The 22,562-nt window shown below is 61.0% G+C and carries 15 protein-coding genes; 4 read left to right on the top strand and 11 right to left on the bottom strand.

The features are described 5' to 3' along the window. Positions 1–42 precede the first annotated feature (42 nt). Positions 43–1,728: an amidase gene (locus tag MOP44_RS00845; RefSeq protein WP_260794001.1), complete on the bottom strand. Its 1,686-nt coding sequence runs from the start codon at positions 1,726–1,728 to the stop codon at positions 43–45. Between the two features lie 287 nt (positions 1,729–2,015). Between MOP44_RS00845 and MOP44_RS00840 the strand changes: the two genes are divergently transcribed. Then, positions 2,016–2,801 (top strand): DeoR/GlpR family DNA-binding transcription regulator, encoded by a 786-nt coding sequence (locus MOP44_RS00840; protein ID WP_260794000.1) that lies wholly within the window; start codon positions 2,016–2,018, stop codon positions 2,799–2,801. Between the two features lie 78 nt (positions 2,802–2,879). Here the strand turns inward: MOP44_RS00840 and MOP44_RS00835 are convergent, their stop codons facing one another. From MOP44_RS00835 to MOP44_RS00815, 5 genes are all read right to left on the bottom strand, one after another. Beyond that, complete coding sequence (locus MOP44_RS00835) at positions 2,880–3,653, bottom strand: Bax inhibitor-1/YccA family protein (protein ID WP_260793999.1); 774 nt, start codon at positions 3,651–3,653, stop codon at positions 2,880–2,882. Between the two features lie 115 nt (positions 3,654–3,768). Beyond that, the gene (locus MOP44_RS00830; protein ID WP_260793998.1) at positions 3,769–4,872 is read right to left on the bottom strand and encodes a phosphotransferase enzyme family protein; all 1,104 of its coding nucleotides are present in this window, start codon (positions 4,870–4,872) and stop codon (positions 3,769–3,771) included. Beyond that, the gene (locus MOP44_RS00825; RefSeq protein WP_260793997.1) at positions 4,869–5,771 is read right to left on the bottom strand and encodes a nucleotidyltransferase family protein; all 903 of its coding nucleotides are present in this window, start codon (positions 5,769–5,771) and stop codon (positions 4,869–4,871) included. Before MOP44_RS00825 ends, MOP44_RS00830 begins: the two co-directional genes overlap by 4 nt. A gap of 34 nt (positions 5,772–5,805) precedes the next feature. After that, entirely contained in the window at positions 5,806–7,824 is a 2,019-nt protein-coding gene (locus tag MOP44_RS00820; RefSeq protein ID WP_260793996.1) for an alpha-galactosidase, read from the bottom strand. A gap of 133 nt (positions 7,825–7,957) precedes the next feature. Further along, positions 7,958–10,234 (bottom strand): glycoside hydrolase family 52 protein, encoded by a 2,277-nt coding sequence (locus MOP44_RS00815; protein ID WP_260793995.1) that lies wholly within the window; start codon positions 10,232–10,234, stop codon positions 7,958–7,960. Positions 10,235–10,440: 206 nt separating this feature from the next. Here MOP44_RS00815 and MOP44_RS00810 point away from each other — a divergent pair, with 206 nt between their 5' ends. Then, the gene (locus MOP44_RS00810) at positions 10,441–11,799 is read left to right on the top strand and encodes an MFS transporter (RefSeq protein WP_260793994.1); all 1,359 of its coding nucleotides are present in this window, start codon (positions 10,441–10,443) and stop codon (positions 11,797–11,799) included. 18 nt (positions 11,800–11,817) lie between these two features. After that, the gene (locus MOP44_RS00805; protein WP_260793993.1) at positions 11,818–12,939 is read left to right on the top strand and encodes an endo-1,4-beta-xylanase; all 1,122 of its coding nucleotides are present in this window, start codon (positions 11,818–11,820) and stop codon (positions 12,937–12,939) included. A gap of 188 nt (positions 12,940–13,127) precedes the next feature. On the opposite strand, the gene MOP44_RS00800 is transcribed toward MOP44_RS00805, so the two are convergent. Next, positions 13,128–15,764 carry a glycoside hydrolase family 3 protein gene (locus MOP44_RS00800; protein ID WP_260793992.1) on the bottom strand — a complete coding sequence of 879 codons (2,637 nt, stop codon included), beginning with the start codon at positions 15,762–15,764 and terminating at the stop codon, positions 13,128–13,130. A gap of 169 nt (positions 15,765–15,933) precedes the next feature. On the opposite strand from MOP44_RS00800, the gene MOP44_RS00795 reads away from it, so the two are divergent. After that, on the top strand, positions 15,934–16,479 hold the full coding sequence (locus MOP44_RS00795; protein ID WP_260793991.1) for a hypothetical protein: 546 nt from the start codon (positions 15,934–15,936) through the stop codon (positions 16,477–16,479). A gap of 19 nt (positions 16,480–16,498) precedes the next feature. On the opposite strand, the gene MOP44_RS00790 is transcribed toward MOP44_RS00795, so the two are convergent. From MOP44_RS00790 to MOP44_RS00775, 4 genes are all read right to left on the bottom strand, one after another. Continuing rightward, complete coding sequence (locus MOP44_RS00790) at positions 16,499–16,873, bottom strand: hypothetical protein (RefSeq protein ID WP_260793990.1); 375 nt, start codon at positions 16,871–16,873, stop codon at positions 16,499–16,501. Positions 16,874–17,088: 215 nt separating this feature from the next. Continuing rightward, positions 17,089–18,369 (bottom strand): TolC family protein, encoded by a 1,281-nt coding sequence (locus MOP44_RS00785; protein WP_260793989.1) that lies wholly within the window; start codon positions 18,367–18,369, stop codon positions 17,089–17,091. A 3-nt stretch (positions 18,370–18,372) separates the two neighbouring features. After that, positions 18,373–21,444, bottom strand: a complete 3,072-nt coding sequence (locus tag MOP44_RS00780; protein ID WP_260793988.1) for an efflux RND transporter permease subunit — start codon at positions 21,442–21,444, stop codon at positions 18,373–18,375. Further along, complete coding sequence (locus MOP44_RS00775; protein WP_260793987.1) at positions 21,441–22,547, bottom strand: efflux RND transporter periplasmic adaptor subunit; 1,107 nt, start codon at positions 22,545–22,547, stop codon at positions 21,441–21,443. The genes MOP44_RS00780 and MOP44_RS00775 overlap by 4 nt, the downstream gene beginning before the upstream one ends. Between the last annotated feature and the right edge of the window lie 15 nt (positions 22,548–22,562).

The raw sequence follows: 22,562 nt of genomic DNA, 5'->3' as shown, positions 1-22,562 counted from the left end.
GCGGTGCGGCTGATCGCGGCTGAGCCGCAACATGCCGCAGGCCTATCGTTCGACTCGCAAGGGATTGATCGGCAGCAGTCCCTTGTCCACCAGGACCGGTGGCCTGCGCAGGTGCGTCGCCTGCTCGAAGGCATACGCCCAGCCCAGCAGATCGCCGTCGCGCCACCGCCTCGCTGAAATCTCGAGCCCGAACGGCAGCCCGCTCTCGTAGAAGCCCGCCGGCACCACCACTGCAGGCACGCCCAGCATGTTCACCCAGCTCGTATCGCTGTGCGGGCCTTCGCTGATCCTGCCGTCCTGCGGCAAGGTCTCATCTGGCGGCGGCATCTGAATCGCCGGATACACATACCCATCCAGGTGCATCCGGTCCAGCGTCTCGTCATACATCGCCAGCGCGCGCCGCCGCGGCCCAAGCACATCTGCCTCCGCCTGCGGATTGCCCTCGAACCGCTGCTGCTTCACCACCGGGCGCGGATCCACCGTCAGCGTCCCTGGCTTGCCTCCGCCGATGATGACCGGCGGCAGCGGCGATCCCAGCGCCCGCTCGTACTCCTCCGGCGACCGATACTGAGCCGGCCCAAACTCGGCGAGGTACTTCTCCGTGCCCTCGCGGATGTAGGGCAGCGTGCCGATGTGCGAAGCCGTCTCCGCAAAACTGCCGGGAAGAATCGAGTCATCGAACACCACCGTCGCACCCGCTGCCCGCAGTGCCTCAATCGCCTTCATGAACGCCGCGCGTGTCTCGGGCCGTAGCGGAATCTCGGCCGACCGGCGATCCTCTGCCGCCTGCTCGCGGCTCTCCCCCGCCGGAATCCCCTGGAACGGAATCCCCGCGCCCGCCAGGATGAAAGCCGGAACGCCAAACCGCTTTCCCTTCAGCGCATCCGTCTTCAGGTATTCGGTGTACGGTCCCGGCTGTGCCTTCGTCTTGGACTCGGCCGTCGCCGGGTCCAGCGGATCAGGTCCAGCCATCACCGTCAGTGCAATCGCCGCATCGGTGACATTCCGGGCGATCGGCCCCGTGTTGTCCAGCAGCCAATCCAGCGGCGCGATCCCCGCAATACTGACCAGCCCGCGCGTAGGAAACACCCCAACAACGGCGCTGGTCGCCGCTGGCATGCGGATCGAGTTGCCCGTATCCGTCCCATTCCCCAGCAACGCCATGTTCGCAGTGACCGCAGTGACGGTTCCGCCCGACGACCCACCCGGGCTGAATCGCACATCATAGGCATTCCCGGTCCGCCCATAAGAACTGCTGCGGTTCGTGTCGCTCGCCGCAAAATCGGGCATATTGGTCTTGCCCAGAATCACCCCCCCGGCTGCACGCAGCTTGGCCACAATCGTCGCGTCTTTGGGAGCCACAAACTCATGCCCCGGAATGACGTAGCCCTTCCAGCCATCCGTGGTCACGAGCCCTTCAACGCTGGTGTTCTCCTTGATCACGATGGGCACGCCCCAGAGCGGTCCGCGATTCGCCGGTGAGCTCCCATCCGAATCCAGCCGCGCGGCCGTCTCCAGCGCGCCCTTCACATCAAGATCCTCAATCGCGCCATACACCCCGTTGTACCGCCGGATCCGCGCGATGTACCAGTTCACAACCTGGGTAACGGTATATCGATGTCCGCTATAAAACTGCTCGAGCTGCGGAACCGAAACCTCAAGCAGATCGCGATCCATGTCGGAGCCGGACGCCGCCTCCGCCACTCTCGGATTCTGCGCGAACGTCATAAAGCCAGCGGACAAAACCGCGCAAGCAACGACGCCTCTAAGCCTTTTTCGATTCGTCAACTGACTGTACCCTCAACTCGGATGAATTCAGAAATCAGGGAGCTTGAATCCGAATCTACCGGCTGCAGGCCAAGGCTGCCAACCCCATTCCGGCCGCTCCAGCCTGTCAAATTGCGACGAAAATGATCACTTCATTGAAAGAGATCGATCGAAACGGCAACGCTCATGTATGATTCAAGCGCCGACCTGAAGGCCTTTATTTCGAGGGAGAACGCTGCAGAGCCATCATGTCCGAATCGATAACTCGCCGTTCCGAGCAAATCGTGAAGTACCTGCTTCGCTCCGGATCGGCGACGATCGAGGAGTTGCTGGCCGTCGCGGGATCGTCCGCGCCAAGCATCCGCCGCGATCTCGCGCGTCTTGAGGCGCGCGGTCTCATCCGCCGCACCCACGGGGGTGCGGAGCTGGTAGAGCCCCTGCTCTACGAGCCCTTCCGCTATGACAGCTCATTTCTCGCCCGAGAGCAGCGCCATGCAGACGAAAAGCGCCGCATCGGCCTCGCGGCAGCCGAGCTGATTGAGGCAGGCGAAACCGTGGGCCTCTCGGCCGGCACCACCACAACGCACATCGGCCGCAGCCTGCGCCATCGCGACCAGATCCAGGTGGTGACCAACGCCATCAACATCGGCATGGAGCTCTGCAACCAGACCGCCATCCGCACTTACCTGACCGGTGGCGTAGTTCTGTGGGCGTGGTCCTTCGCGCTCTGCGGAAACGCCGCGCTCAACTTCCTTGAAAACATGTACATGGACAAGGTCTTCCTCAGCGTCACCGGCTTCGACGCTGAACGCGGAGCCACCTCGCTGGAGGCGGACGAAGCTCTCGTCTATCGCAAGATGATCAAGCAGTCCAAGTCCGTGATCATCGCGGCCGACTCAAGCAAGCTTGGCAAAGTCAGCCCCGCGTTTATCTGTCCGGCGAATGAGGTTCAGGTGCTGATCACAGATTCAGGAGCCACGCAGGAAGCCGTGACTCCCTTCGAAAAGCTTGGAATCAAGGTCGTCCGCGTCTAAGCCTAAACAACGTCCAGAAACAGCAAAGCCTGCGACCGAACCGGATCGCAGGCTTTTGAAATGGAGCCACCTGGCTGCTTAGTCGCGGCTGCGCGTCTTGGCCAGCAGCCGCAGAATCTCCAGGTACAGCCACACCAGGGTAACCATGATGCCGAACGCGCCGTACCACTCCATGTACTTGGGCGCACCGTAGTTCACGCCGCGCTCGATGAAGTCGAAGTCGAGCACCAGGTTCAGAGCGGCAATGGCAACGACGAACAGGCTGAACAGGATGCCGATCGTCCCCGAGCCGTTCACACTCGAGAGGAACTGGATGTGGAAGAAGCCCAGGATCATCTGCGCGAAGTAGAACAGCGCGATGCCGCCCGTCGCCGCGACAATACCTAGCGCGAACTTCTGCGTCACCTTGATGATGCGTGCGCTGTAAGCCAGCAGGAGCGCCAACAATGTTCCGAACGTCAGGCCCACTGCCTGGATCGCGATGCCCGGGTAGCGCTGATCGAACATGGCCGAGATGCCGCCCAGAAACAGGCCTTCCATGAGCGCGTAGAGCGGCGCGGTCACCGGCGCCCATTCCTTCTTGAAGATGGTGACCATGGCGCAGATAAACCCGCCGAAGACGCCCAGCATCATCAGCCCACCAACTGCGCCCGGATTTCCAGCGGAAAGGTACTTAAACCACGTCCACGCTCCCGAGGCGAACGCCAGAATCAGCAGCAGCCCGGTCTTGTTCACTGTGCCGCTGAGGGTCATCCGCGCTGTCGCGTCGATCAGTCCGCCGCCGTAGCCGCCGCCGGCGTTGCGGAATGTGTTCTCACCAAGGGCCGGATTCGAGGTCTTCAACAAAGGCATTTTGTAAGCTCCGTGTTTCCAAGGCATTGCAGATCCCGTTAAGGATCGCAACCCCGTATCTTTCATTCTAGTGCCATAGGCATTTGTTCGCTGCCCGAGCACCCAGGCACTCAACTTATATGAGTGACTGAACCACCTGTTCCATTAGACGTTCCTGGGCCTCGATTGATTCAAGCAGCCGGAACTGCGTCCGCGTGCGATCCAGATTGTGGCTGTCGCGGGAAACGGGATAGTACGTGTCGCCTCCCAGATAGTCCGTGAGGAAGCGGACCCCCTGCTCGAACGTGATTAGCTTTCCCGCCGCCGTGACCGACTCCTTCTCATCTCGTGTGAGCATCTCACCAGCGCCCGCCAGGTACCCGCGCGCGAGCGCCTCGAAGTAGTCGAAGCGCGCGTGAACCTTGCCGAGGTCCCGCTCGTCCTCGGCCGCCTGGCAGGTCGCCGTACGCACCATGTCGCCAAAGTCATACACAGCCAGCCCCGGCATCACCGTATCGAGATCAATCACGCAGACCGCCTCGCCCGTCCCGGCATCCAGCAGAACATTATTGATTTTGGTGTCGTTGTGCGTAACGCGTTCGGGCATGTCCCGATCCAGAAGCACTCGCGCCAACGCCAGACGCGCGTTCACGAAATCGATCTCCGGCCCCGCGAGTTTCACGCGACCGGCAGCATCGGCGGCAATCGCCCGCTCCAAAGTGCGGATGCGATTCGGCGTGTCGTGAAAGCCCGGAATGGTGTCGTGCAGACGCGGCAAGGGAAGGGAAGCGAGCTGAAGTTGAAAATCGCCGAACGCGCGCGCCACCGTGAAGCACTGCTCCGCGCTCTCAATCTGCTCCGCTGTACGTGTGTTGTCGATGTACCGATACATCCGCCAGTAGATGCCCGCAGAATCCACGCACCACGAGCGCCCCTCGAGTGCAGGCACGAGTTGGAGCGCCCGCCTGCCTGCCTGTGCGGCGAGTTTGGATAAGTGCGCCGTGACGCGGTCGATGTTTTCCATCAGCGCCACAGGCTGCGAAAACACGCGCGTGTTCACGCGCTGCAAGATGTATCGCGCGCCCGAATCAGCCGTAACAAGGTATGAGCGATGTATCAGACCATTGCCGAAGGGTTCGGCAGCTCGGAAAGCGCCGGCGATCTGAAACTTGCCGGCGACATCGGCGAGAACAGCGCCGGCCTCGTGAGCCGGCGCCTCGTTGGCTGTCTCGGCGCTCATGACCACAGCGGATTCGGATACTTGCCCGCATCCACCAGCGCGCGAATGCTGTCGACCACGCGCGGCCGATCCTCGCGATAAGTCACGCCGAACCACGGATCGCGCGACTGCAGCACCTTGACCTTCGCCTCTCCATCAGAAACCAACTCGCCCACCGCCATCGGGATGTAGCTCTCCGCCTTCATCTCCTTGCCGTTCTTCTCAAGGAAGCGCTCGAAGACCTGGCGGATCTGCGGGAAGATCTGCGGAGTGAACCCCCAGTAGTTCATTGAGACCGGCTCGTCACCGCTGAGCTTCGTCACGGTGCCATCGGGAGAGGTATTCTTCGCGCCGTTGCCGTCGCGCTCAATGTTGGTCAGCTCCTCAATGCGCTGCAGGAAATTGTCAGAGCTCACGCGGCACACGCCGCGAGCCACCGAGCCGAAATCGGAAAGCGTGTTCCGCAGGATGAAGCCCACCATGGAGTAGTCAGCTGTGCCGGACTTCAGATGATCGGCCAGCACCTGGTAGCTCTCGGCGCCGTAGAAGTCGTCAGCATTGATCACAGCGAACGGCTCGTGGATCAGGTCCTCCGCCATCAGCACCGCCTGGGTGGTCCCCCAGGGCTTGGTGCGGCCTTCAGGCACCGTAAAGCCGGCAGGCAGTTTGTCGAGCTCCTGGAAGGCGTACTCAACCTGGATGCGCTTCTCAAACCGCGCGCCGACCGTTTCTTTAAACGGCTCTTCGATATCTTTGCGAATCACGAAGACCAGCTTGCCGAATCCGGCGCGCATCGCATCGTAGATCGAGTAATCGATGATGGTTTCACCTGCGGGACCGACAGGATCAATCTGCTTCAGTCCACCGTAGCGGCTGCCCATGCCGGCCGCCATCACAAGAAGAGTAGGTGCTTGCATCATTTCCTTCCATTCAGGGAGTTGAGTTTGATTTCGCTTACCGTGCGGTCATATCCAGCGTGAGCACTTCAAAGGGTTCCAGGCGATACTCATGCTCCGCCCGCGCATTCAAGTCCATGGCGGGCCGGGCCGCATCGCTCTTCCACGGGCTCTTGGCCGTGTAGTTCTGCGCGGCGCCGGCGGGGAGCTCGAAAACATCCGCCAGCTTCAGCTTAATGCTTTGGGGCTTGTCGCTCGGATTGCGCAGCACCAGCGTCGCCCTCGCCGGAGTCCACGCAGCCCAGCCGTAGACCTCGAGCCACGCGGGATTGCCCCCCACCCAGTGCGTGTCTTTCAGCACCTCCTGCCGGTCGCGCGCCCACTTCGCAGCCTCGGCCAAGTCGTCCCAGTTCTGATCTGTCAGAAGCTCCGGCGTGATGTACATCTCCTGCAGTTGAGTCCCGGTGCCAAAATACGACCGCACCTCGTTCCGGAAACGGTTATCCAGGTCCTTGTTTAGATGCGGATGCTGCTTCGCATAGATGATGCCGTGCAGCATCAGCGAATTGAGCGGGTAGAGCGGGCCGCCTTGCACGATGTTCTGATACGTCTCAGCGTCGCGATACGTGATCCAGCGCTCCCGATAGGGCCCCACTCCGGTGGCATTGTCATCATCCCCGCCGCGCCAAGTCGAGTCGGCATACCGCAGCCAGAATGGCGACGGCCATGTTCCCGTGGTCAAATTGATGAACACGTCAGGCTTGGCCGCGCGCAACTCGTCGATCAGATGAATGGCGGCCGAAAAGTCGCTGTCGAACTGGCTGCCCGGGAACACCGAGTCGACATTCCCGGTGCCGTCGAATTTGAACTGGTTCACGCCGTACGTGCGCATCATGTCGAGCGCCACATCGCGGAAGGCCGCATAGTACTTCGGCCCGGAGAGCGCGTATCCACCCGCGACAATCTCATATCCCTGCGACTTACCGAATTCAATACGCTCCTGCTTGGCCTTCCCGTAGCCGCCCCACGGCGACATCCACACGCCCGGCTCGGCGCCGTACTTCTCGGCCGCCTGCTTCACCGGCGTGAAGCCGTCAGGGAAGCCGGCGTTGAACTTCCACAGAGAATGATGCCCATCCCACCCGTCATCGAAGAGATACGAGTCGAGCGTGACGCCGCGCTTTTCCTTCAGTTCGCGCCCAAAGGCATTCACGCGATCCACCGCGCCCTGCGCATCAAAGTCGTTGCCAAACCCGAGATCGAACCACGAGTTGTAATGCAGAAATGTGCGGTAGGGATGCGCGCGCTCGCGTTCGACGTAAGCGAGGAAGTCGCGGCGCATCTGCCCCTCGCGCGCCACACCAATCACTGCCGAGTACGTAACGGACTGCCCCGCCTTGAGCGGCAGATCCCGGTCGATCCAGGCAGTCGCCCGCCCCGCCGTAACCTTGCTGTGCGAGATGGGGTGTTCGAACCCCGCGAACAGATTGTCGGCAACAATGGGCGATCCCTCCACCGACCCCGCCACCTGGGCATGGGCGAGCGCCAGGTCGATGAGCTGCACCCGGCTTATCGCCGCAGCATGATCCGCCGCCGCGATGGTCAGCGACTGACGGATGTACTGCGACCCATCCCGCAGCACCAGCGACCACGTCAGGTGCAGCGCGTGATCCGGCGTCTCCAACGGCACATCGATCTGCTGCCCATGAATGCGATCGGACATGCGCGATGCCGCCGGCCGCGGCGCGAGTTCCTCCTGCGCCACCTGGCCGGCGATCGCGACATTCTCAGCCCGGTAGATCGTCCCGTCCTTCATCAGGATCGCGAACGGCTGCGGAATCGGGATCAGCGCATTGTGCAGCCGGTCCGTAATCAGCAGCTCGTCAATGTGCTCGCCTTTGGTGACGAAGCCCGCCGCGACGGCTCGATTGTGCAGCTCATAATGTCCCGCGCTTGCACTGGCGGTCGCATGCTCGTCGCCAGAAGTCTGTTGCTGGCCCAAACCCGCCGTTCCCGCAAGCAACAAAGCGAGCAGGCACGCACCCGCCGTCCTTCTCCCTCGTCCCCGTTTGACCATTTGGCGCTGCCCTCTTCCTGAATGTGACCACGCGATTCAGAGAAGATTCTAACCGCCGATGCGAGGCTTGAGTTCAGCGAAATCGAAACGGGTTCAGGCGCACGCCGTCATCGGCATGCGCCCCGCAGTCCGGCTACTCCATCCACAGCGCGCTTGTGATGATGCGCGGATAGTAGCGGCTTGCCTTGCCTTCACCCGAAACGATCTGATCGCAGCATGCCCAGTACGAGCTGCCCTCGGTCTGCCACTTCACATGCGCGGCATCGGCGTTGCGCAGCACCTCGGCCACCCTCGGGTCCTCGTCCAGGTGGAAGACCTTGCGCGTCACGTGCATGAAGATCGAGATCTTGCTCATCCACGAGTTGTTGCTGGTCGACGACAGCTTGATCCCGCCATCCGCAAACAGATTGCGCCGCTCCGGATCGAGCAGCAGATTGCGTGTGTGCTCTTCCAGCACATCGAACATGCGCTTCTCCGCAGGCGAGCTGTAGACCTGGTCCAGCGTGCAGCCCGCAAACCCGGTGTTCACAAAGTACAGCGGATACATGCAGCCCTCGATGGCGGGCAGAATGCGCGAGCCGTATCCGGGGTTCGACTTCTCGAAGATTGCCGGAAGCACGCCGTCTACAGCCTGGTCCGCAACCACGGCGGCCACCTTGGCAGCCAGCTCTTCGCACTTCGCCTGGCTCGCCGCATCGCCTAGCTCGCGGAACATGAGCGCCAGAGCCTTGTACGTTCCCCACGACTTCACAGCGATATAGACGTTATTCCGCGTCTGCGCCAGCGAGTGGTCCAGCGAGTCGTACGTCGTGATCTCCTGCCCGCCGATGCAGCGTGTGCTGTCGAACTGCGCAAAGCCCACGTCGCCGCTGCGATGAATCATGCTCGCCAGGCACGCATCCACCACCGTCTTGTTCGCCTTCAGCCACTCAAGGTCGCGTGTCTTGGCGACGTAACAACCGGCGGTGAGCGACCAGTTGCAGAGCTGCTCCACCGTCATGTAGCTGAAACATCCCGTCAGGTTCGCAAGCTCGTAGCTGCTGCGGCCCTTGGGCGAGAAGTTATTGTGCGCGCCCATGTCATGGCAGAAGCTGATGCCGCCGGGCTTCGTTTCGTAAGGACGCTTGAGCTGTGCCTCATCCGGCGGAGGCGGCGTCTGCGAGGGATCCATCTGCATCGTCTCGGTCGAAGGCGCAAACTCTGACTTGTAGACCTTCACCTCGTCGTTGTAGCTGTAGAGGCGTACGAAGTTGTCCAACAGATTCCGCACCAGCCACGGATTGTGCTCGAGCTCCCAGAACACGTGATCCACCGACAGATCGAGCGTGTTCATCATGCAGTACTCGCCTTCGTTCACCACCCAGAACGGCAGCTCGCCAATTTCGAGCAACTGCGTGCTGCCGTAATAGCTGTGCGTCGCGTGCGAAATCATGAATTTCTGATCTTCCGAGAGTGCCGTGCCTGCGAGCTTGCTGTCGAGCGCTTCCGCCGAGGCAATCATCTTCGCCGAATTGTCCAGTGCCATCTTCAGCACATCGCCCAGTCCCTTGAAATAGCGGGTATACAGATAGCGCCCATCCAGCCCGTTCGTCTGGAAGCCCTCAAGATACGACCCGAGCGCGATTGTGATGCCGTACTTCTTGCCCGCCGGAACTTCGAATCCGAATCCCGGGCACGACCCCAGCAGGTGCACCGGGTTGTAGCGCTCCCGCACGCCGTCACTCGCCGACCAGCGCATGAAGATGAACGGCTCCGCATCAATCTTTGAGCCTTCTTCTGACGATGTGAAATCCCGCAGCTCGGCCGCCCCACCCGCCTCGCGGCGGAAAGCCCAGGCCACACGCCCGCTGCCCAGATCGTCATTAAGAATCCGGCTGCCCGTCCGCGCATGATTTAGCGCAAACATCGCAGTCTTCGTTTCCTTGCCAGCCGTATTGTCGAGTTCCAGCCGCGCAATCACCGCGGGCAGCAGTCCCTCGCGCATCCGCTGCTCATCATCCACCGCGGGATCAGGAATCGCCCCAAACGGCGAATACACCGTGAAGCTCAGCCCATCGGCAACCCAGCGGTCGCTCGCCCATCCGTAAGCGCGCGCAATCTCCTTCTCGGTGAACGCCACCGCATCCGGCTTCACATTCTGTTCCGCGGGGCCGGCCTGCTCAACCAGGAACGCATCGGCCGAGCGGTCTACAGCAGCCGTATAGAACGGCAGGCACTTCAGCGTCGCATCGGAGTACCGGTCGCCGTCCTTGAAGCCGATAAAGACCTCCTGGTCGCCCGGCTGCCCAATCTGCAGCCCAATGCCGCCGCGCGTCCCGAAGTTTCCGCAGGTAAAGCTCATGAACGCGCCCATGGGCGAATGCTGTGCATTGAAGCCGACATGGCAGTTCAGGGTCGCAGGTTTGGTCACGGTATTTCCTCGCTTCGAATTTGCTTTCTCCCGGGAGAATGCCGCAGCCATTTTCGCAGTAGCCAGCCTTCCTAGTAAAGCGATATAGTTGCGTGACTACGAATCAAAGCTACGGCGGCAGCGCAGTTCGAAAATCGGCCTGCGCCGAGCCGATTTCGCGTGGCCGTCTTTCCCGCACGGCGCGGGGTAGAGGAAGCAGGAGACCGATGAGCAGCAACAGCGGAAAACTCTCATTCTCAGAGAAGTTTGGCTACGGCCTGGGCGACATGGCGGCCAACTTCATCTTTCAGGCCATGCTGGCCCTGCAGGTGGACTTCTACACCGACACCTTCGGCCTCACCCCCGCCCAGGCCGGAACCATGTTCCTAGTCATCGGCCTCGGAATGGCCTTCCTCAATCCAGTCATGGGCGTCATCGCCGACCGCACCAATACCCGCTCCGGCCGCTTCCGCCCCTGGCTGCTTTGGACCGCCGTGCCCTTCGGCGTCATCGGCATCCTCACCTTTACCACGCCCAACCTCAGCATGGGCGGCAAGCTCGCTTACGCCTGGGTTACCTACCTGCTTCTGCGACTCGTCTACACGGTTAACAACGTGCCCTATGCCTCGCTCAACGGCGTCATGACCGACGATCCCAACGAGCGCAACAGCATCGCCACTTACCGCCAGTTCTTCGCCAACCTCGCTGGTTTCATCGTTCAAGCGCTCGCCATCCCGATGGTCAAGTACCTCGGCCACGGCAGCCGGTCGCGCGGCTATCAGCTCACCATGGGCAGCTTCCTCGGCGTCAGCATCATCTTCTTCCTCATCGCCTTCGCCGTCTCCAAGGAGCGCATTCAGCCCGATCCCAAGCAGAAGTCTTCAGTTTCCCAAGACCTTTCCGACCTGATGAAGAACGGCCCGTGGATCGCCCTTTTCCTGGCGACGGTTTTCTACTTCACCGCCCTCGTGCTCCGCGGCAACGTCATGTTGCCCTACTTCAAATACTGCGCCGGCAACGAGATCCTCTTCAGCTGGTTCAACGGCTTCGGACTGGCCTCTCTGCTCGTCGGCGTCACCTGCTCCACCGCGCTCACCAAAAGACTCGGCAAGAAGACGGTCTTCTTCTGGAGCATGCTGCTGGTCGGTATTTGCGCCATTGCGCTCTTCTTCCTGCCCGCCTCGGCGACCGTTGCCATCATTGCGCTGGAAGTGGTGCGCCAGTTCCTCTTCGGCTGCTCCGGTCCGGTGCTCTGGTCCATGATGGGCGACGTGGCCGACTTCGGCGAATGGAAGACAGGCCGCCGGGCCACGGGCACCGTAACGTCCGCTGTGGTCTTCGCCCTCTGGGTAGGACTGGCCATTGGCGCTGCCGTCGCCGGCTGGCTGCTCTCGCTCTACGGCTATCAATCGAACGCCGTTCAGACCGAGCATGCGCTGCTCGGCATCCGCCTCACCGCGTCCGTCTACTCCGGCGCAGCGTTCCTTGCCGCAGCCGTAAGCCTGCTCTTCTATGGCATCGATAGGAACCTGAACCTCACCATCTCGCAAGACTTGGCCGAACGCCGCAAAAGCTTTTCTGCATAAACCATCGGAGTGAATCAAATGCCGAAGTACCGCAATCTACTCATAGCTTCAACCGCATGCTTGTTCAGTTTGGCCGCCGTCGCCCAGGCTCCTGCACCAACCACGCTCAAGGATGCTTTCCACGGCGGGTTCGTAGTGGGTGCCGCCATCAACACGGCCCAGATCACCGGCAAAGACGTTGAGGGCGACAAGCTCATTGTCGAGCAGTTCAACTCCATCTCGCCTGAGAACGTGATGAAGTGGGAGGTAATTCATCCCAAGCCCGATGCGTACGACTTCACCATGGCCGACAAGTATGTCGACTTCGGCATAAAGCATCACCTGTTCATCGTGGGCCACACCCTCTGCTGGCACGCGCAAACGCCCGCCTGGGTCTTCAAGGATGACAAGGGCAATCCGATCACCCGCGACGCGCTGCTCCAGCGGCTCCATGACCACATCGCTACCGTCGTGGGCCGCTACAAGGGCAAGATCGGCAGCTGGGACGTTGTGAACGAAGCCCTCAATGAAGACGGCACGCTCCGCCAGTCGCCCTGGATGAAGATCATCGGCGAAGATTACATCGTGAAGGCGTTCCAGTATACCCACGAAGCCGACCCCAGCGTCCAGCTCACCTATAACGACTACAACCTCGAAACTCCCGCCAAGCGCAAGGGCGCCATTGAGATCGTGAAGAAGCTCAAGGCAGCGGGAGTTCCCGTCGCCATCGTCGGCAATCAGGCGCACCTGCACCTCGACGGCGCAACCGCGGCCGACGAAGATGCCATGGTCACGGAACTCGCCGCCGCCGGCGTCAAAGTCGCCATCACCGAGCTCGATATCGACGTGCTGCCCTCCGCCTGGGGACACACCGCCGACGTTTCTCTCAACATCAAAGAAAATCCCAAGCTTAACCCCTATCCCAACGGATTGCCCGAAGACGTCCAGCAGCAACTCGCAAAGCGCTACGCCGACCTCTTCGCCGTCTGGTGGAAGCACCGCGATGCCGTAACCCGCGTCACTCTGTGGGGCGTCACCGACGCCGGATCATGGCTCAACAACTGGCCGGTCCGCGGGCGCACCTCCTATCCGCTCCTCTTCGACCGCGAAGGCAAGCCCAAGCTCGCCTTCAAAGAAGTAGCAGCCGTCCCCGCACGCTAGGTCCCAGACCTCCCGTGCCCCATCCTAAACGCGTCGTTTGCGTTTAGGGTGGGAAAGCAACGAGCCCCACCCAGCCCGATGCCTTTGCTTTTCTTTCTGTCATTCCCGCAGGGAATCTGCGGTTCCGGATACGCAAAACAAAACGGCTCGCGCAATCAGCGCGAGCCGTCTTGTTTGTCCCGATTGCTTTACTTCGGCAACTCAGCCTTGCCGTTCACCGTGAACGTCGCCGTCCGAGTCTGATCCCCCGGCTGCGTGCTTCCCACGTACACCTTGTACTCGCCGGGCATGATCACGTGCTTGCCATCCGCATCCACCTCTGACAGCGTCCGCGGGTCCAGTTCGAAATCGACATTCGCCGACTTCCCCGCCTCAAGATGAATGCGCTTGAACCCCGCCAGAACCATCCGCGGCGAAACCTCCGTCTGCGGCTGCGCAAGATACAACTCAGCAACTTCATCGCCCGCCACCTTGCCGGTATTCGTCACCTGCGTCTGAACGCGAACCGGCTCGCCGGCCTTCACGGAATTCGCCGCGACCTTGATGTCGCCATAGCTGAACGTCGCGTAGCTTAACCCATACCCGAATCCGTACAGCGGCTTTTCCGTCATATACCGATATGTCCGGCCCTTCATCCCGTAGTCGTCGAACGACGGCAATTGCGCCAGTGACTTGTAGAACGTAACCGGTAACCGTCCCGCAGGATTGTTATCGCCCGCCAGAGTCTCCGCGATCGCAGTGCCGCCTTCCTCGCCCGGATACCAAGCCTCGAGGACCGCCGCCGCATGCTCCGCTGCATAGTTCACCGCGAGCGCCGACCCGTTCTGCAGCACCACCACAACCGGCGTCCCCGTTCCGACCAGCGCTTTTATCAACTCCTCCTGCGCATCCGGCAGAGTAATCTCGGTGCGATCTCCACCTGAGAATCCCTCCAGCTTCACCGGCATCTCCTCGCCTTCAAGCGAAGGCGAAAGCCCCATGCATGCGACGATAACGTCGGCACCCTTTGCCTGCTGCACCGCTTCCTCGCGAAGCACCTCGGCTGGAGCCTGCCACGTCAAATCGATTCCCGCCGTGCCCTCTTTGTGCAGATACTCGAGCCGGATCGCGTGCGGCTTCGTGTTGTCGAGGTGAATCGGCGACTCGAATACCTCGCCGCGCTCTGCGCTCTTCGCGCCGCTCTTCGCCATGAGCTTGTCATCGACATACAGCCGAAACTCCTCCGCATTCTCGCAGGCGTAGCAGTAATTGATCCGCACGCCCAGCCGGTAGTCGCCCGGCGCCGGCGGCACAAACATGCCGCTCCACCGAATCGAGTAGTTATTGCGCTGCAGCCCTTTCACCGGAACCACCTTGTCCCAGTTAAAGTTCACGTTGCGATCCACACGCGTGAGCACCGGCGAACCGCTGAAATCCGGAGAAGCGAAGTACTCGCCCTTCAGTCCGTACTCACTGCTTCCCGCCGCCGGATGCAGCGCCGTGTGCTCGATCGGCATGGCGAAGCCTTGGGCCAGCGTTGATCCCATCGCGTACGCAACCTGCACACCCTTGAAGCGCTTCTCGATCCCATTCAGCGGATACACCGGGTTCGGCGGCGGCCCGTTGTAGTTCCCCTGCAGCGACTGCACCAGCTCTGCCGTCGGCCCAATCACGGCGATCTTCTTCACGCCCGCCTTGAGCGGCAGCGCGCCTTCATTCTTCAGCAGCACCATCGACTCACGCGCCGCCTTCAGCGAAAGCTGCCGATGCTGCGGCGTGTTGTTCTCGTCCATGCCGATGCGGCCATACGCATAGCTCGACGGCGGATCGAACATCCCCAGCCGGAACCGCGCCGCGAACAGCCGATGCAAGGCGCGATCCACCTCCGCCTCGGTGATCAGATTCTGGTGCACCGCATCCACCAGCGAAGGAAACGCCTGCCCTTCCATGTAGCCGCATTCGAGGTCAGTCCCCGAGCGCACCGCAGCGGCGGCGGCATGCGGCATATCGGCTGCATAATGGTGGCCGGTGAATACGTCGGCCACCGCTGCGCAGTCGCTCACAACATATCCATCAAAGTGCCACGCATCGCGCAGATGATCCTTCAGCAGCATGTCGTTCGCGCACGCCGGTGCGCCATCAATCGAGTTGTAAGCGCACATCACGGACTGCGCATGCGCCTCGGTCACTGCTGCTCGAAACGCCGGCAGATACGTGTCTTCCAGATCGTGATTCGAAACATCGACGTTCGCCCGATGCCGAGTGCTCTCCGGTCCGCTGTGAACCGCAAAATGCTTGGGCGTCGAAATCACCTTGAAGTGTGCGGGATCGCTGCCCTGCATCCCGCTCACGAACGCAACCGCCATCCGCCCGGTGAGGAAAGGATCTTCGCCGTAGGTCTCCTGCCCGCGGCCCCAGCGCGGATCGCGGAAGATGTTGATGTTCGGCGCCCAGAACGTCAGCCCGAAGAACGCCTCGTGCTGGTTCTGCCGCATTGCCTGGTTGTACTTGGCGCGGGCCTCGGTCGAGATCGTCTCCGCCATCTGGTGCACCAGCGGCGTATCCCAGGTCGCCGCCATCCCGATCACCTGCGGAAAGTTGGTCGCGTACCCTGAGAACGCGACGCCGTGCAGCCCCTCGTTCCACCAGTCATACTTGGGCACGCCCAGCCGCGGAATAGCCGGCGCATGATCGCGCATCTGCTGCGCTTTCTCTTCGAGCGTCATCTGCCCAATCAACGCATCCACGCGCTTATCGATCGGTTGCGACGTGTCCATCCATGGACGCTTTGCGCCCGCGTCGCTCGATGATTTCGTCTGGCTGAAAACTGGAAGCGATAGAGCCACGAAAAGGCTCAATACGGTTGCTTGCAGGCGACCACGGTTTGGCATCATCTTTTCCCATCTGGAACGAGATACCAACATTCTGAGGCAAATGAGCCACTTCCATCCAGACCCCGCCCGCACAATCGCCCGCGCGTGGAACCTTCCGTGCCTCCGGGCGTAACCTCAAGCTATGAGAAGAGCGATCCTGCTCGCATTGGCGGTAATGGCCCTCTCGCTGCCCGTTTCGGCACAAGCGTTGCGCGCGGATGAGCAGAGGACCCCCGTAACGCCGCCCAATCCCGGTCAAACCGTTTATAACAACGCACAGTATGGATTCTGCTTCGATCTGCCGTCTCAGTGGGCCGGCTATAAAGTCATCGAGCAGAAGTGGCAGAGCTCCGCGACGAGCGTCGGTGCTGCAGCATCCGGTCCCAGGCTGCTGATCCGCAGTCCGCATTGGACAGACGCCGATCCCCGCGAAGACATCCCCATCCTCGTCTTTACCAAGGCCCAGTGGAAGCGGGTCCAGCAAGAGGAGCTCATGGTGAGCGCCGCGCCCGTCCCGCCGCAGAAGCTTGGCCAGAACAAGCGCTACGTCTTCGCGCTTCCCCCGCGCTGGAACTTCGATGAGCTGCCCGGCATGGACGAGGCAAACCAGATCGTCACCGGCAGGCCCCTCCATGCCCCCTGCCATGCCGGCAGTAAACCCAACGGCGGTGCTTCCAAGCAGCCTTAGCAGTTCCGAGTCGGTCCGATTACTTGGCGCTCGCCGGAGTCGCCGTGAAGTCGCCGCTGACACCAAAGGGCTGCACCTCAACGCTGCCGGCCACCTTGCCCGAATCGTCAAGCGTCGCCGTGTAGGTCAGCGTGAGGGCGGTACCGTTGTAGTCCATGTCGAACTTCCAGGTCACCTTATTGCCGTCGATGCTGCCGGTCACAGGTGTGTCGCCGCCGTCGGCAGTCTTGCACGTGCCGGCGATCGTGTTATCTGTCTGTACCAGCTTGCACGGTTGATCGCTCTCGTTTCCGGCAATGTTGTTGTGGATCGACCAGTCGCCTGTAAGGCTGGCCGGCGCGGCAAAGGCGGAGGTGGCAAACAGGAGCGCGGCGGAAGCGAGGAGGACCTTCATGAAGCAATTCACCTTTCACAATTGAGTCTGAGATGTGCGCTGCCGACCGGCCCAGAGGACAAACAGAGAGGGCAGCACTGCAGCATGTCAAGACAATACTGACCGGTCGGTTTGTTGTCAATGCAAAAAGATGGGATTCGACATTTCGAGCCCCGAAGACGTACGCCCGTTCCCAGCTCAGTGACCGATAACAGCCGCCAGGCAGGGCAGGGAAGTTACGGCGTTAGGTCGATCCCCGCCGCCGTCTGGAGTTGCGCCAACGCATTCAGATAGGAAGCAAGCTGTTGCCGATAAGCCAGTTGGGTCGCTCGATACGTGCGTTGCGCATCCAGAAAGTCCAGAATCGAAGCGCCACCCTTGTGGAATGAGAACTCCTCGATATCCAGCAATTCCTTCGCAAAGCCAAGGTAGGTTTGCTCATACATGTGCAGGCGTTCGCGCGCGGACGTGAAAGCAGCGTAGGCCGACTCCACATCCTGAACCACCTGCGCTCGTGACGCATCAGCCAGCAGTTGCGAACGCACCTGTTCCGACTGTGCCCGCGCAACCTCACCCTGGTTGCGATTGAAGATCGGAATCGGAATCGAAGAGATCCCAATCCCCATTGCATTCGACGAACTTCCCTTCGGATAGAAGGGCTGGAACCAATCCGGCCGCCCAATCTCGTTTCCGGTGTGCAGGTACGAAAGGCCGATCGTCGGATCAGGCCATGCATTTGCCTTTGCAAGCCGCAGGTCGGCCGCGGCCTTCGCCCGGCCCGTTTCAGCTGATTTGAGATCGGGGCGATTCTCGATCGCCTGCTTCTCAAGCTCCGTCAAATCCTTGTCGAACGGCTGCGCCTTCAGTTCGCCTTCAACCTCGAAATCCGGCGGTAGGTTCGCAGCGCCCAGCAATCCTCTCAGCGCAGCCTTCGCCGCCTTCATCTCCAGCGTCGCATCGTCAAGGTCGGTCTGGAACTGCATCATCTGCAGTTGAATCCGCAAGAAGTCCGCCCGCGAGATCTCGCCGTGCTGGAACATCTCGTTATCGATGTCCACAGTCTTCTGATAGTTCGCAAGGTTGTCGTGTGCAAATTCGAGATCTGACTTGGCCTGCAGCGCCGAAACGAACGCCTGCCGCAAGCTGAGCGTCAGCGTCCTGCGCGTGTCCGCCGAGTCGGTCTGCGAAATCTGCGTGGCCAGTTTGGCGCTACCCAGCCGCGCCGAGCGCTTTCCGCCGATCTCAAACTCTTGGTAAATCCCAACCGTCGAAGACGTGGTGTCGTTCTGCAACGTAGGATTCGGCCGCAGGCCCGCAGTGATCTCCGCCGCGCGATTCGAGACAATACTCTGCTCCTGCGCCCGTAACATCGGATTCGATCGCAGAAACAGATCGTGGATCTGTTCCCACGTGTAGGCGGGCTGCTGTGCGTGCGCGGTAATGGCAGCGCCAACACAACCGGCCAGAACGCCCACTCGCATCAATGAGGAAGAGAACACTCCAAATACCTTGATCATGGGTTATGCCTCTCCTTCCACGGCGCCAGTAGTGACCAGTCCGAGTGTTGCAATCACGGGAACGACAATCAGAATCGCGAAGGTGGTAGTGACCATTCCCCCCACCACAACGCGCGCCAGCGGCTGCTGCGCCTGCACTCCGATACCGTGCGATACCGCAGCGGGAAGAAGGCCCAGGCCCGCTGCCAGACACGCCATCAGCACCGCACGCATTTCGCCCACGCTGGCGCGGACAATGGAATGCTCCATCCCGTGTTCATGCGCCTCGGCGCGCCGAATGCCGGCAACGAAGACCAATCCGCCCAGCGTCGCTACTCCGATGACTGACGCAAATCCCACCGCCGCCGAAATGCTGAACGGCGTGCCCGAGATCAGCAGCGACAACACACCGCCCGCGATGCCGAAGGGCAGCACCGACATCACCGCAAGCGCGTCCCGTAGGGAGTTGAACGAAACGTACAGCAAACCCAGAATCACCCCCACAGTGATCGGAATAATGATGGCGAGCCGGCGTTGCTCCTTGCGAAGGCTGTCGTACTCGCCGGCCCATTCAAAGTGGTATCCCTCGGGTAGCTTGACTGAGCGTTCGAGCCTTCCCTGCACATCCGCAATGGTGCCGGCCAGGTCGCGCCCGCGGACGCTGAACTTGATCGGAATATAGCGCCGCCCATTCTCGCGATAAATCATGAACGCGCCTTCGCGGAATCCGATGCTGGCAACCTCGCCCAGCGGCACGTGGCTCCCGTCCGCAGTTGCCAGCAAAATATTGCGCATCGCGTCCACGTTCTCGCGATACTGCGGTTGGTAGCGCACAACAAAGTCAAAGCGCCTGTCGCCCTCAAGAATCTGTGTCGCAGCAGTTCCGCCGATCGCCGCCTGAACCGCGGCGTTGATATCCGAAGCCATCAACCCGTAGCGCCCTGCCGCGGCGCGATCGATGGAGATAATCAGGTTCGGCTGCCCTGTCTCCTTGAATACCGCCAAATCGGTGATGCCGGGGACCTTGCCCATCACGTCCATAATCTTCTTGGCCGTGCCCGCCAGCACCTCGATATCATCGCCAAAAAGCTTGAGTGAGTTCTCGCCCTTCACGCCTGACATCGCTTCTTCCACGTTGTCCTGGATGTTCTGCGAGAAGTTGAATGACACTCCCGGATACTTGCCGAGCGCCTTGTTCATCTCATCGATCAACTCATCCTTGCTGTGGACCGTCTTCCATTCCGACGGTGGCTTGAGATCCACTTCAAACTCAATGTTGTTGAAAGTTGTAGGATCCGTTCCGTCGTCAGGCCGGCCCACCTGTGAGACCACCTGCTTCACTTCGGGGAACGAGCCCAGGATGTGTCGCATATCATCGGCCAGTTTCACCGCGTAATCCAAAGAAATATCCTGCGGCACGGTAGTACGGATCCACAGGTTGCCCTCTTCCAGCGGCGGCATGAATTCACCTCCGACCACCCCGAAGCATGCCAGCGCCGCGATCAGCAGCAGCACTGAAGCCGCCAGCACCTTCTTCGGGTTTCGCACCACCCGCAGAAGAATGCGTTCGTAGTGCCGCTTGAGCCAGCGCACTTGCCGCGGATCGGCCGTGTGCCCGCTGCGTACCTTGCGCCGGAACGACGCCAGCACCGGCGCGAACAGCAGCGCAAACAACAGCGCCCCAGTAAGCGCATAGCTGTAGGTCAACGACATCGGCGCAAAGATCCGCCCCGGCACGCCCTTCATCGTGAACAGCGGAATAAACGCCACCAGAATGATGAGCGTGGAGAAGAGCACCGGCTTGGCTGCCTCCGAACTCGCCTCTGCAATGAGATCGATCCGATGCTCATCGCTCGTAGCCTCGTGCAGGCGACGGTAGATATTTTCGAGAACCACAATTGCCGAATCGACGATGATGCCAAAGTCGATCGCTCCAATCGAGATCAGATTCGCAGAGTGCCCCGTGGCCGACATCAACCCGAACGCGAACAGAATCGCGAACGGAATCGTCAGTGCCGTCACCATCGCGAGCGGAAAGTCGCCGAGAAACACCAGCAGCAGCAACGTCACCAGCCCGAGGCCAGTGAGAATGATGTGCCACACCGTCTCCGTTGTAGTGTCGATCAGCGTAGTGCGGTCGTAGATCGTGTCGATCTTCATCCCGGGTGGCAGAATTCCCGAGTTCAGAGCCTTCACCTTCTCGCGCAGGCCCTTCAGTGCAGGCAGCGACTGCTCACCGCGCTGCAGCAGCACCGTGCCCTTCACAATGTTCGACTCGTTGTTCCGTCCCACGCGCCCCAGTGGCGGCTGAAAACCCTCTTTAATATCCGCCACATCGCGCAGGTAAACAGGCACGCCGTTATGTTCGGCGATGAGCACCGCCCCCATCTCCTTGATGCCGCCCAGCAGTCCTATTCCGCGCACGTTCACGTTCTGGTCGCCAATCTGCAGATAGTTACCGCCCACGTTCTGATTGCTCGAAGTAATCGCGGTGATGATCTGCGGAAGCGTGACGTTGAACTGCAGCAGTCGATTGGGATCGATGTCGGCGTGGTATTGCTTCGTCGTTCCGCCAAAGGTGCTCACGTCGATGGTCCCCGGCACCTGCTTCAACTCGCGCACCACAAACCAGTCCTGCGTTGCCTTCAGTTCGTTCAAGCTGTAGGCTGGCCCCTTCAACTGATAGCGATAAATCTCGCCCACCGCGGACCACGGCGATAGCTGCGGCTGCAGTCCGGTCGGCAGCGTCACCGTCTGAAGCCGATTCAATACCTCCTGCCGGTCGGCATAATAATCGGAATCGAAATCGAAGTAGAGCTTCACATCGCTTAGACCGAAGAGGCTCGTTGAGCGGACATACTCAAGATGTGGAATGCCATTGAGCACCGTTTCAATCGGCACTGTGACCTGCTGCTCCATCTCCTCCGCAGACCACGACGGGTTCTGCGTGATGACATCCACAAGGGGTGGCGATGGGTCAGGATACGCTTCAATGTCGAGTCGCAACACGGCCCACGTTCCCGCAGCTAGCCACGCACCCATCGCGATCAACGCGATGACGCGATAGCGAAGAATCGTCGCAATCAGTGCCTTCATGGCTGGCTCGCTCCTCCGGTCAGAAGCTCCGCGCCATTCACTGCAACCTGCTGCCCGGCCTCAAGCCCCGCGGTGATCTCAACCTTCCCATCTACCGCGCGACCCGTCGTCACGTTGCGCTGCTCGGGCTTGCCGTTCACCTCAACGTAGACAACCGTCGACTGCCCTTCATGAATGACAGCCGTCGATGGAACAACGATCGCCTTGTGGTTGCCGAGATCCACGTGAATCGCCGCAAACATCTCGGGCTTCAACTTCTCGCCCGCATTCGGCAAAGCTACGCGGACCTTGAGCGTGCGCGTCACCGGATCAAGCGCACCCGACACCGATTCGATCCGCCCGTCCCACTGTTTGCCTGGGAAGGCGTCCACTGTGACCGTCACCTTCGTGCCGGGCTGAACCTTGGCAATGTCCTTCTCAAAGACATCGCCCAAAATCCACACCGTCGACAAATCGGCGATGGTCAGCAGCGGGTCGGAGTTATCGAGCGACTTTGAGAATTCCCCCGGAGCGGCGCTCACCGTCAACACGATGCCGCGGCTAGGCGAGAGCAGCGGGATCCGATCGGTCTTTGCCCCCGGCGTCATCCCCAGCACTTCCAGGCGCCGCCGCGATCGCGCCAGCTCTGCCTGCGCGGAATCGGCAGCCGCTTTCGTATCGATGTAGTCCTTCTCTGCGATGGCGCCGTGATCGAAGAGCACCTTCTCGCGATCTGCCGCGCGCTGTGCCCGTTCGGCCTCAATCTCGGCCTTCGCCATGTCTGACTGCGCAGCCGCGGCATCGGCGCTGTCAATCGTCGCCAGCGTCTCGCCGCGGTTCACAATGTCGCCCGGCTTCACCTGGATGCCGAGCAATCGTCCACTGGCCGGTGCGAACACGCGGTACGACTTCGCAGGATCGGCCTGCACCTTCGCGCTCAGGTCCAACTGGTCCTCCACCGCCTGCTCTGAAGCCGCAACATAGCGGACCGGCTCTTCCGATGCTTGTGAGCTGCCGCTTGAGGCCGACGCAGAGGGCTGTTGATGGCACGCAGTGATGCCCATGCTCAGTGAGGCCGCGACCAGCAAGCCTGCACGGCTGAGGAATATGCAGTTCTCTTTCATTTGTCTCTCTCGAGG

The sequence above is a fragment of the Occallatibacter riparius genome (assembly GCF_025264625.1).
GTDB lineage: Bacteria > Acidobacteriota > Terriglobia > Terriglobales > Acidobacteriaceae > Telmatobacter > Telmatobacter riparius.
Note: the sequence above shows the minus strand (reverse complement) of the source record. Positions and strands in the feature narration are given on the sequence as shown.